This is a genomic window from Pseudomonas sp. HK3 (assembly GCF_052920985.1).
In genome coordinates this window covers 526,300-538,419 of record NZ_JBREXD010000002.1, presented here as the reverse complement: position 1 = coordinate 538,419, position 12,120 = coordinate 526,300, and the positions used below count along the sequence as shown (strand labels likewise).

The following is a 12,120-nucleotide window of genomic DNA, read 5'->3' as shown; positions in this document are numbered from 1 at the left end:
TACAGGTAAAAGGTTATGGACTTTTTTTCATCAATAGCAAAATTCTTTCAAGACGGTGGTTTATTTATTTATCCTATCGCCTTGGTATTGGCCATTGGCGTGGCTATCACGGTTGAACGCTGGCGTTTTCTTAATGGCGAGAAGAGCCGTAACCTAAAAGCATTTGATGACTTTTTACCGTTACTGCGCACCGATGATCACGAAAAAATGACGTTATTCACTCGTGATAACAATGCGCCGGTTTCTCGCATGATTGGTTGTGGTTTAGATATGATGAAAGTCACTAAGCAACGCGCTGATGTTGAACAAGCCATGAGTGAAGGCATGATGGAAGCTGTGCCGCGTTTAGAGCAGCGCACCGGTTATTTAGCCGTACTAGCCAACGTTGCAACTCTGTTGGGTCTATTAGGTACGATTATTGGTCTGATTGCTGCGTTTACCGCGGTGGCGAATGCTGACCCTGCTGAGAAATCAAAGCTACTGTCACTGTCTATTTCGGTTGCGATGAACACAACCGCTTTTGGTCTGATTGCGGCCATTCCATTATTGATTAGTCATGCCATTTTAACGAATAAAACCAACGCGATTATCGGCAGTATTGAAATGGCGGGTGTGAAGTTTTTAAATGTGATGACGCTTAATCGTGCGATTCAAGCCGGTTTGTCTAAGGATTAATCATCCACGTTGACTGGGGTTGAATCATGAGTTTTAAAATTAAACGTCAAAGTACAGACGACGCCGATATCGACGTTACCAGCTTCATGAATTTAATGATTGTATTGGTACCTGTGCTTTTGATGAGCATGACATTTACAAAGATTACAGTGATGGAAATTAACCTGCCGGAATTGTCTGGTGGTTCGAGTGCCACGTCTCTTGAACAGTCGCAACTAGAAGTTGTTGTGCGCAAGAGTGGCATAGATGTATTTTTTCCAACGGGTTCTTTAGTGAAAAATATTCCACTGCTTGAAAACAAGCAGCAAGATTTTCAAACATTGGCTTTGGTTTTAAAAGAGATCAAAAATAGAGTAAGTGACAAAAAAGATGCGTTAATTTTGTCATCCAGTGATTTGGAATACCAAACATTGATTACCACAATGGATACGGTGAAGTCGTATCAAACGGTTGTGGCTGCTAGCTTAGCTGAGGTTGAATTGTTTCCGCAAATCTCCCTTGGCGACGCCAGTAAGAAATAGGAGGCGATATGGCATTTCAAGGTACCGTATTAGACCGCCGAGATACCCAAAAGAAAGTAGCGGGCTTAAACCTAGTGTCGTTGATGGATATTTTTACCATTTTGGTATTCTTTCTATTAATGAACAGTGGCGACAGTCAAGAGATTGAAAAGGCGACTTTTATCACGCTGCCAGATTCGCAAGCGACGGGTTCATTTCAGAATGATTTATTGATTACCATTGGTGATAATTACATCAGCGTAGGTGATGAGGATGTAGTCGATGTTAAAGCGGTTGAGCAGGCAAATGGTAAAGCCATTGAGGCGTTGGCCGAAGTGTTGAAGCAGCTTGCAACGGATAAAGGCGAATTGACCGACTTTGAAAAGAAAAATGGCCGCTCTGTCACCATTATGGGTGATCAGGATGTGTCGTATTTAATTTTGAAAGGTGTGATGGCCACGTGCAGTCAAGAAAACTTCCGTGATATCGCCCTAGCGGTTAATCAGGTGGTTGGTAGTGCATTAACAAGTGGAGGTCCGCCATGAGTGTTGCCACACTGAATAATGAGATGAACGGCGTTGGCCTAGATCATTTAGCCCTGGATATGGTGTTGCCTTGGCATGAACAAGCTGAGCAGCAGGAAAGATTTAAGCGCTTAGTGAAGCGGATAATGATCCCTATCTTTGCGTTTATGTTTATCATGTCAATCATGCCGCACTTTTTTTCGGAAGAAGAAGTCGAAGAAAAAATTGTGACGAAGGTGATTTTAGAAGCACCTAAAATCATAGATACGCCACCACCGCCATCACCTCCAACAGAAGTGAAAGAGCAAAAGACACAGAACGTTAAAAAGGACGCAAAACCAAAAGAGGGCGCGAACACCAGCTTGCAAAATATGGAAGCGCTTTCTAAGCAGCTTAGTTCATTGCGCAACTCGGTTTCTAAGTCCACGATGCAGAAAAAGAACGTGACGGTGTCTAATAGCGGTAAAGTGCAACAAAGCAGTCGCTCTCGCTTGGGCCAGAGCAACATGAACAGCTCTAGTGGTGGCCTAAAGGCCAGTGACATTACCGTGAATGCAAAAGGTGCTGCAATGGTCGGTCACGTCTCTGGTGATATAGAAAGCCCGTTAATGGATATTCCATTACCAGATGCGGCTGAATATCATTATGACCCGAAAAAAGACAGTAAGCGTGATATGCAAAGTATCCGTCGAACGTTAGAGCGTTATAAAGGTGCTGTTTATTCTTTGTACACTAAAGCGTTGCGTCATAACCCAGATTTGGGTGGCCGCTTTATCTTTGAATTTGTGATTTTACCTAATGGTAATATTGAAAAATTGAAGCTTAAAAGCAGTGAGTTAAACCATTCAAAATTAGAGCAACAGATGTTGCAAAAAATTAGTGGTATTAACTTTGGCCAAGAAGATGTGAGCCCAACAGCGGTTCAATATACCTTCAGTTTCTTGCCTTCCTAGGTGTTTTTATTGCCTTATTTAGCCTGAAAAACGTACTGTTTTTCAGGCTAAATAGCTCCTATTTATTGTCTGTTTGATCCTTTTCTGCGCTGATTGTTAAACAATCAATTTTGATAGTAAAAGATTAGTAAACACTCACCCTCACTTATATTCACATCGTAGATTTGAACTCGGTCACGTTTTGTAATGTTGCGTATCTAATTGTAAATGTTTATATGAATTATTGTGACCGTATGCCGTTTCTATAGCCGAACTGATGCGAAAATAGGGACATGTTAAAAGGGGAGTTAAACTCATGTCGTACTTGAGTTTTGTACAGAAAAAAATATTTATGCCGCTGGCGATCGCAAGTCTTGTGACAGCCTGTGGTGAAGAGCTGCAAACGGGGGATGAAAGTGGTCAAGAAGCGGCCATTGCTTCGTCGACGCCTTTTGCGTATGTGTCTCGAGATATCGCATCACAACAGCAAGCGTTAGCACTGAATGAAAGCGATGCATTTCAGCCAGGTGCTCAACTGTATGTGCGCGACAGCATCAGCAGTAACGCAGTTGAAAAAGACATTCTTGCTCAATTGTTCTTAGGTGTGGAATACGATGTTAAAGATTTAAACGTATCCAGTGATGGTCTTTACCTGGTGTTCAGTGCGCGCACGAACAACATTGAAGACACTTGGAACCTATACGAATACGAATTCAAAGCCGGCACAGTCCATCGCATTATCGAATCACTTGATCAAGCCAATGCCGGTAACGACAGTGACCCAACGTATACCAACGATGGTCAGATTGTTTTTACCTCTGATCGTAATGGTTTACAAACCCGCGCGCTGTTCAGTATGGACCGCGATGGCGAATCCCTTGAGCGTGTACCGACCGAAAACCAAACCAGTGATTTCAGGGCGACGACATTAAAAGATGGTCACATGGTGTTCATGCGAGTGGAAACCGGCACTAGTAACCTAACAGCCGGTGCCAGTGTACAACCGGCTGCTCAGATGTTTCGCAGTGCGCCTAATGGTGAAAATAGTACCCCTCTATTTGATACATTATTTGTAAATGACAAAGAAAGTAACTTAACGGATTTGGTTTTCAGTGATGTGATTCAAGGTGGTGATGGCCATTTATTCAGCATTGTTAAAAACAAAGCCAACCCAATGCTGGGCGGTCAAATTGTTAAATTAGTCGGACCCAAATCAACCACTGAAAACGGCCCGGTCTATGAGTTCTTAAAAACGCAGCCACTTAACGGCGGCGACATTAAATTAAGCGCTGATGCGGTTGAAACAAACGGTTGGAGCAGTGCGTTTTGGCCATACCGTGACGGTACGGATCGCTTGTTGGTGAGCTGGTCGCAGTGCATGAAGTCAGACAATGGCGTATACCGTTTATGTAAAGAAACCGATGATTTGAGCGGTGTGAATTCACGTTATGGTATTTGGGTATACGATCCTAAAAACAATACCCGTATGCCCGTTCTACAAGCACGTGAAAATCGTGTGTATACCGACATTGCATTAGCCTATCCAAATCTTGGTGATAACTTAGAATTTGATGAGACGGTTGAGAAGCCTAAGCCAGTTGATCCAGATCCAACCGATCCAACAGATCCAACTGATCCAACAGATCCAACAGATCCAACAGATCCAACAGATCCAACAGATCCAACAGATCCAACAGATCCAACAGATCCAACTGATCCAGCAGATCCAACAGATCCAACAGATCCAACTGATCCAACCGATCCGACTGATCCAGTAGATCCAGTAGATCCAGTAGATCCAACAGATCCGACTGATCCAGTAGATCCAGTAGATCCAGTAGATCCAGTAGATCCAGTAGATCCGACTGATCCAACTGATCCAACTGATCCGACTGATCCGACTGATCCAACTGATCCAACTGATCCGACTGATCCAACCGATCCAACCGATCCAACCGATCCAACCGATCCAACCGATCCAACCGATCCAACCGATCCAACCGATCCAACCGATCCAACCGATCCTACCGATCCGACTGATCCTGTGAATAGTGCGCCTATCGCCAATGCGGGTTTGGATGTGCTAGGTCAGCAGGTTGGTGTGAGTGTTATGCTTGACGGTAGTGCCAGTTCAGATGCTGATGGTGATGCTTTGACCTATAGCTGGAGAGTGATCAGCTCACCAGTAGAAGGTAACGTTAATATCATAACGGATGCCACGGCTGAGCAGCCTAGTTTGACATTGTTAGAGAAAGGCTTTTATGTCATTGAGTTAACGGTGAATGACGGTAAGAGTGTTAGTGAATCTGACACTGTAATGATTGAAGCTGTTGTTGATGGACAGGTTTGTGAGTCAGGCAAAAAGCTATCTGTTTGGTCGGCGATTGAAAGTGTAAACAACCCAAATAAACTAATCAAAGATGCGTTTTTAGGTAATATTACTTCATTCCAAGGCGCGAATACGCCAGATGCGAGTTATGACTACTATAGTGCTTCAGCGCACCCAACGTTCTTAGGCGATGAGTTTAATGATGCGCTTCCACAGCCGAAGGATAGCTCAGCTCATATCTTCTTTTATGAGTCAAAAGCCGATCATGCAGCGCTTGGATATAGCGGTAACGATGCGATTAAAACCCGTGGGCAGATTGATAGCGGTGACCTTTTCCTATACTTCTTCTTTAACAAAGACGCAGCCGGGCAAAGTGATAATAAGGTGTATTTTGAGGTGTTCACTGATAATAACCTTAATGAAGCCGGTGTTTCAGTTGACCAAGTGATTCTATCTGATGACGGTCATGAGTTGAATACAGTTGATGCTGATGCATCGCGTCAACATTATATTGGTGATTACCAGTATTGGTATAACACAGATGGTGGTGTGATTGGTCCGTTCCGTGGCGAAGAATTCACGATCGCTGTGCGTGCTACATCGCAAAGCCCTGTAGGTGAAGACTTAACGGGAGCTAGCTTCTTCTCTCGAGAAGGAACTGAGTATAACTTCTTCAAAGATCCTAAAATTACGTCATTTATCATTACCTATAAAGAAGAGGTTATCTGTGGCCCGGTCGATCCGACAGACCCAGTAGACCCTACAGACCCAGTAGATCCAGTTGACCCGGTAGATCAAATTAACCCTGCGTTATTATCATCTGCTGTGCGCACCGATGAAGATGCTCAAATTGGCTTGGCGCTGACTCAAATTAAGGCATCGGACAGCGCTGCGGTAATGAGCGATATGATCTTTACGAAAGTGCCTGCTGGTGCCGTACTGAGTGCTGGTACTAAAAACGTAGACGGCAGTTGGGCGGTCCCGCTGGCTGATGTTGCAAGCTTAAAGGTTACACCGACTGTAAATAGTGGTGAAGACTTCTCTATGTTGACATCACTCAGTGTTGAGTTAAATGGCGTAAAGCAAGTATTTACTGGGCAGGTTGATGTGGTTGTTAATGCAGTTGCGGACGCACCACTATTAAAAGCTGCTCTAAAAGAAGGAACTCAAATACCAGCGGTTGCAGAGCAAGCTTTAGATATCTTCATTGATGCTGATTTGGTTGACCTTGATGACTCTGAAGTACTGAGCAGTCTTAAAATTAGCGATGTGCCTTTAGGTTCTATTGTAAGTAACGCTGTACTCAATATGGACGGTAGCTGGTCATTGATTAATACAAATGACAGAGCACTAACGATTACGTTGAGTGAGCATACGATTGCGAGTTTCACCTTAGCTATCGAAGCCAATACGCTTGATACCGACCCTAATACTAAGAAGCAGACACGCGCCAGTGCTCGTACCTCTTTAAGTGTTGAAGTAATGAAAGTGCCTGATTTACCTAGCTGTGATTACAATGTAGATGACGATACGTATCCAAACTGTGAGCCACCGGTTTGTGATAATGATCCTGCTACTGCATTAAAAGATTGCCGCCCAGCGACTGAAGTTCCAGTAGCAGGCCAATGCTATGGTCAAGGTTATTGGAAAACACACAGCCGTTATGCGCTGAATGAATACCAAAGAACAGATTGGCCAGAAGGTTTAAATCTTGAAGACGAAGATAATTTAATTTGTGATGTTCGTTGGGTTGATTTGATTAACCAAAGTGAATCTTCGGCTGATAGCTGGACGCAGTTAGGCTTTCAGTGGATGGCTGCTCGATTAAATATGGCAAATGGCGCGATGCAGAACTTAACGCGTTCGCAGCAGCAAGCGCTTCAGCAGAAAGTGTTTCAGGGTGATGTTTACATGAACCAGTGTGTCATTACGAGTCAAGACAACGGTGATGTTGAAACGCTTAAAGGTGTGCTGGAAAGCTTTAACAATACACCTGACTGTCAATACGTTGAGCCGTGTACCGTGAATTGTGATGATAGCGTAAAAGGAGGTCATATTGATGTGGATACTGATAGCCCATATGGTCCGAACTATGGTCATAGAGCCGACGGTCTAGGCGGTGATACGGATGTGCACGAGCATAAGTATGATGACGATGTTGATCGTAACTATGTAGACTTTTTTGATATTGCAGGTGGCTCAAGAACCCGTCTAAATAATGTTGATGACGTGTATTACACGCACCCATCACAAGAGTTTATCGTGTTGGTGGCCAATGCTGATTTATCACCGGGTGCGACGATTACGATTGGTGATAAGCATTGGAATATGGTGAAGTACCAAAAAATGATTCATCAAAAACTGGCCGCTTGGGATGGTGTGTCTGAGTTGTTAGATGATGATGGTGATTCACTTGTGTTCACCACAAACAAAATAAAGGCAACCGGTACATTGCGTCAGAGCTTTAATGATTTGGCCATTGTTGAGGGTGGATTGCACCCAACCGAAACCGATTGTATTCGTGGTACAAGACGCAGTAATGGTCGTTATATCAATAATAACGGTCGCTGGAGAAACGGTGCATTAACCATGCAACTTGTGAAACGTGAATTGTTTGATGGCTCACGTAACCCAGTGACTCAATTAACGCTGCAACAGCCAGACGACTTTAAGAGTTTTATTATCTTGGCCGATGGTTCACTTGTGCAGTTGATTGATCGTGGTGTTAAGTACTCTGGTTTGTTGGTTAAAAACAACAGCGAGTTCTTATACGAGTCTGCACTTTTCTGGCACTTTGATCAGGCGGGCGCAACATGTTACGGCGATCACGACTGGTGGGAAAAAGTACAAATTGCCATTCAAAACGCGATTGATAAAAACTTATAACGGGCTTTTTAGGTGTTGATAATTTTATTTTGTAGCACCTTAATTTAGCTTTTTAGATACATGAAACCCGCAATAAAGTGACATTTTTTTGTTACGTTATTGCGGGTTTTTGTCTTTCTATTGGCTTAGTTTTGATGCCGTTGTGCCCAGTATTACGGGTGTTAGTGATTGTTTACATTTGTGTATGTTCCGTATCTAGATTTGAACTCAGTCACGTTCTGTAACATTTTTTATCTAATTCTAAATACTTAGAAACATTATTGTGACCGTATACCGTTTCTGTAACTCAACTAGTGCCAAAATAAGCACATGATAAAAGGGGAGTTGAACTCATGTCTTGCTTGAGTTTTGTACAGAAAAAAATATTTATGCCGCTGGCGATCGCAAGTCTTGTGACAGCCTGTGGTGAAGAGCTGCAAACGGGGGATGAAAGTGGTCAAGAAGCGGCCATTGCTTCGTCGACGCCTTTTGCGTATGTGTCTCGAGATATCGCATCACAACAGCAAGCGTTAGCACTGAATGAAAGCGATGCATTTCAGCCAGGTGCTCAACTGTATGTGCGCGACAGCATCAGCAGTAACGCAGTTGAAAAAGACATTCTTGCTCAATTGTTCTTAGGTGTGGAATACGATGTTAAAGATTTAAACGTATCCAGTGATGGTCTTTACCTGGTGTTCAGTGCGCGCACGAACAACATTGAAGACACTTGGAACCTATACGAATACGAATTCAAAGCCGGCACAGTCCATCGCATTATCGAATCACTTGATCAAGCCAATGCCGGTAACGACAGTGACCCAACGTATACCAACGATGGTCAGATCGTTTTTACCTCTGATCGTAATGGTTTACAAACCCGCGCGCTGTTCAGTATGGACCGCGATGGCGAATCCCTTGAGCGTGTACCGACCGAAAACCAAACCAGTGATTTCAGGGCGACGACATTAAAAGATGGTCACATGGTGTTCATGCGAGTGGAAACCGGCACTAGTAACCTAACAGCCGGTGCCAGTGTACAACCGGCTGCTCAGATGTTTCGCAGTGCGCCTAATGGTGAAAATAGTACCCCTCTATTTGATACATTATTTGTAAATGACAAAGAAAGTAACTTAACGGATTTGGTTTTCAGTGATGTGATTCAAGGTGGTGATGGCCATTTATTCAGCATTGTTAAAAACAAAGCCAACCCAATGCTGGGCGGTCAAATTGTTAAATTAGTCGGACCCAAATCAACCACTGAAAACGGCCCGGTCTATGAGTTCTTAAAAACGCAGCCACTTAACGGCGGCGACATTAAATTAAGCGCTGATGCGGTTGAAACAAACGGTTGGAGCAGTGCGTTTTGGCCATACCGTGACGGTACGGATCGCTTGTTGGTGAGCTGGTCGCAGTGCATGAAGTCAGACAATGGCGTATACCGTTTATGTAAAGAAACCGATGATTTGAGCGGTGTGAATTCACGTTATGGTATTTGGGTATACGATCCTAAAAACAATACCCGTATGCCCGTTCTACAAGCACGTGAAAATCGTGTGTATACCGACATTGCATTAGCCTATCCAAATCTTGGTGATAACTTAGAATTTGATGAGACGGTTGAGAAGCCTAAGCCAGTTGATCCAGATCCAACCGATCCAACAGATCCAACTGATCCAACAGATCCAACAGATCCAACAGATCCAACAGATCCAACAGATCCAACAGATCCAACAGATCCAACAGATCCAACTGATCCAGCAGATCCAACAGATCCAACAGATCCAACTGATCCAACCGATCCGACTGATCCAGTAGATCCAGTAGATCCAGTAGATCCAGTAGATCCAACAGATCCGACTGATCCAGTAGATCCAGTAGATCCAACAGATCCGACTGATCCAGTAGATCCAACAGATCCAACAGATCCAACAGATCCAACAGATCCAACAGATCCGACTGATCCGACTGATCCAACTGATCCAACTGATCCGACTGATCCGACTGATCCGACTGATCCGACTGATCCAGTTGACCCTGAAACATTAGGTGCGTCAGTGAATGCAACTTGCTTCAACTAATGAAGATGTTATTGCTGCACTTAATATTGACCTTGCGCCATTCCAAGAGTGGATTGATGCTGGAATCATGGGTGCCGTTAAAATTAGCAATGCGCCTATCGGTGCTCAGTTTAGTGCCGGCGAGAATCAAGGTGATGGCACTTGGGTCATGACGCCAGCCCAATTAACCGGTTTAACATTTACACCTGTATTGCACAGCGGTAATGATGTTGCGATGACAACATCGGTGACCTTTACCAAAGGTGATGTAACGAAAACTCGCGCGGGTGCTTTAAGCATCACAGTGAATGCAGCTGCCGATAAGCCAACGCTCAACGCGTCACTTGAAGATGCCCATGCACTGATTAACCAAGCTCAGAAAGGTGAAAACAAAACATTGGGTGAGCTTAAGGCCAATAAAGTATCAAATGGCACTAAAGGTAATGATTATTTCATTATCACTGGCGCGCAAGTCAATGCTGGCAGTGTGTCGATGGGTGAGGGCAATGATAGTGTCAGTGTTTTAGGTTGGGGTAATGCAAAAAACACCTCGATTACCGGTGACGCAGGCAACAACACATTGATCATTGCATCGCAGATTATTGATCAACACATCGCTCAAGGCACCGGTTCTGGTACTGTTAAATTTAAGTCAGGCGGTTCATTGGTGTATAACAATTTCCAATCGGTTGCACATACTGATGGCGACGTTATTTCTGGCTCTCAAGTTATTATTAATTTGACGGCTGGTTTGGTGGATACAGATGGCTCAGAGAAAATTGAAAGTATCACGTTAAACAATCTACCTTTAGGTGCCATTGTTAATAATGCCGTAATGAATTCAGACTTGTCATGGACACTATCAGATACCAGTGCATCACAAGCGATTATTACACTTGATAAAGCGCTGGCTGCAGACTTTACCTTAAACGTAATTGCTAAAGTGCAAGATACCGATACCGACAATAACGCCATTACTACTGCCACGAAAAAAGTAAACGTAGATGTGACGTTAATTGAAGAGCCATTACCGGCTGAGCCAGATGCCGTGGTAGCCACTGTTCATATTCGTTCTGTTTATGATCTAAACGGTGTTGACATGAGTGCACAAGGTTTAGCCGCGAACCCAATGGCATTGCCAATGGATCAACGCAGTGAACGCTTTGTTCGTGTTTACACTCAAAACGTTGACGAGCAATTGGTTCTTAATGGATACGCGCCGATTCAACCTGATGGCTCTGTTATGTTTCAGATCCCGGCTAATACGCGTTACACCTTTGAAGTGGTAAATAAGCAAGGTAAAGCGTTGAATAACGAATCTGGTCAAATGGCAGCAAGCGAATTTCCTTACACTTATATGCAACGCTACGCTGGTTGGTTGCAAGCGGCAGAAGAAGAGCAACAGGAATTTAATGGCTTTAACGTTAATAGCACCAAATCATCGGTTAATGCTGGCGCAACCCAGTTAGGTACGTTCGCTAATACGTCAGGTGAAATTGAAGCGCAGGCGTTGGGTCAAACTATGGCTCAAGCATTATTTGCTGATGCGGGTTACGTCGGTGAGCTAATGCCGACCATGACTTACAATGATTACTGGACACCAGACAGTGCAACTGCAAACGAGTCAATTTCTCTTGGCTATGATGCACTTACCACACAAACACCGACTAATGCAGCATGTGAGCAGAATCCTGCAACAGATTGTGTCGCCAGTATTTCTTACGAGCAGCACATCAAACCATTGTGGAATAACGTGACACGCAATGAAGCCGGTAACAGTTGTGTTGACTGTCATGATAATCGTGGTTTTACGAGTTTAGATTTAAGTGACTTTAGTTCACAGCCGGAAGGCTTAGCGTCTTATAATGCGCTGTTTGATAATAATCGTACTTACATGTACTTAGCGTCTACCTTTAGCGAAGTAAGCGACAGTCACTGCCGTCGTTATGTTGAAGCGCCGTTTGTTATGCAGCCAGAAAACGATTGCTTTAGCTGTTACGGTCAGTCATTGATGAATCCTTTAGGTGCCATTAGCAGTGCAAACTTCTTTGATGTGTTTGCACAAGATAGCGATCACAAGCACTGGGTTTTCCGTCCAGTTGAAGTAGAAGTGGCTAAACAAAATGTATGGGAACAACATAAAAATATGCTAACGCCACAAGAGCGTAAGTTAATTGCTGAATGGTTAGATATGGGGTCACCCAAGTAAAAAATTAAAATAATAGCGGTCTAACTTTA

The 12,120-nt window shown here is 43.7% G+C and carries 7 protein-coding genes; all 7 read left to right on the top strand.

Annotated features, from left to right (window positions below; all coding sequences use genetic code 11):
* Positions 1-15 precede the first annotated feature (15 nt).
* On the top strand, positions 16-675 hold the full coding sequence (locus tag ACU6U9_RS13430; RefSeq protein WP_446735535.1) for a MotA/TolQ/ExbB proton channel family protein: 660 nt from the start codon (positions 16-18) through the stop codon (positions 673-675).
* Positions 676-701: 26 nt separating this feature from the next.
* Positions 702-1,196, top strand: coding sequence for an ExbD/TolR family protein (locus tag ACU6U9_RS13425; protein ID WP_446735534.1), 495 nt, complete (start codon positions 702-704; stop codon positions 1,194-1,196).
* 8 nt (positions 1,197-1,204) lie between these two features.
* Entirely contained in the window at positions 1,205-1,720 is a 516-nt protein-coding gene (locus tag ACU6U9_RS13420; protein WP_446735533.1) for an ExbD/TolR family protein, read from the top strand.
* Positions 1,717-2,652, top strand: coding sequence for an AgmX/PglI C-terminal domain-containing protein (locus tag ACU6U9_RS13415; protein WP_446735532.1), 936 nt, complete (start codon positions 1,717-1,719; stop codon positions 2,650-2,652). The genes ACU6U9_RS13420 and ACU6U9_RS13415 overlap by 4 nt, the downstream gene beginning before the upstream one ends.
* 295 nt (positions 2,653-2,947) lie before the next feature.
* Positions 2,948-7,846, top strand: coding sequence for a PKD domain-containing protein (locus tag ACU6U9_RS13410; protein WP_446735531.1), 4,899 nt, complete (start codon positions 2,948-2,950; stop codon positions 7,844-7,846).
* A gap of 332 nt (positions 7,847-8,178) precedes the next feature.
* Entirely contained in the window at positions 8,179-9,903 is a 1,725-nt protein-coding gene (locus ACU6U9_RS13405) for a TolB family protein (protein ID WP_446735530.1), read from the top strand.
* Entirely contained in the window at positions 9,884-12,091 is a 2,208-nt protein-coding gene (locus ACU6U9_RS13400; RefSeq protein ID WP_446735529.1) for an HzsA-related protein, read from the top strand. Before ACU6U9_RS13405 ends, ACU6U9_RS13400 begins: the two co-directional genes overlap by 20 nt.
* The last annotated feature ends 29 nt before the right edge of the window (positions 12,092-12,120 follow it).

Excerpts from the sequence above, each read along its gene's own strand:
- ACU6U9_RS13430 (WP_446735535.1), top strand. The coding sequence starts at position 16 with ATGGACTTTTTTTCATCAATAGCAAAATTCTTTCAAGACGGTGGTTTA.
- ACU6U9_RS13425 (WP_446735534.1), top strand. The coding sequence starts at position 702 with ATGAGTTTTAAAATTAAACGTCAAAGTACAGACGACGCCGATATCGAC.
- ACU6U9_RS13420 (WP_446735533.1), top strand. The coding sequence starts at position 1,205 with ATGGCATTTCAAGGTACCGTATTAGACCGCCGAGATACCCAAAAGAAA.
- ACU6U9_RS13415 (WP_446735532.1), top strand. The coding sequence starts at position 1,717 with ATGAGTGTTGCCACACTGAATAATGAGATGAACGGCGTTGGCCTAGAT.
- ACU6U9_RS13410 (WP_446735531.1), top strand. The coding sequence starts at position 2,948 with ATGTCGTACTTGAGTTTTGTACAGAAAAAAATATTTATGCCGCTGGCG.
- ACU6U9_RS13405 (WP_446735530.1), top strand. The coding sequence starts at position 8,179 with ATGTCTTGCTTGAGTTTTGTACAGAAAAAAATATTTATGCCGCTGGCG.
- ACU6U9_RS13400 (WP_446735529.1), top strand. The coding sequence starts at position 9,884 with ATGCAACTTGCTTCAACTAATGAAGATGTTATTGCTGCACTTAATATT.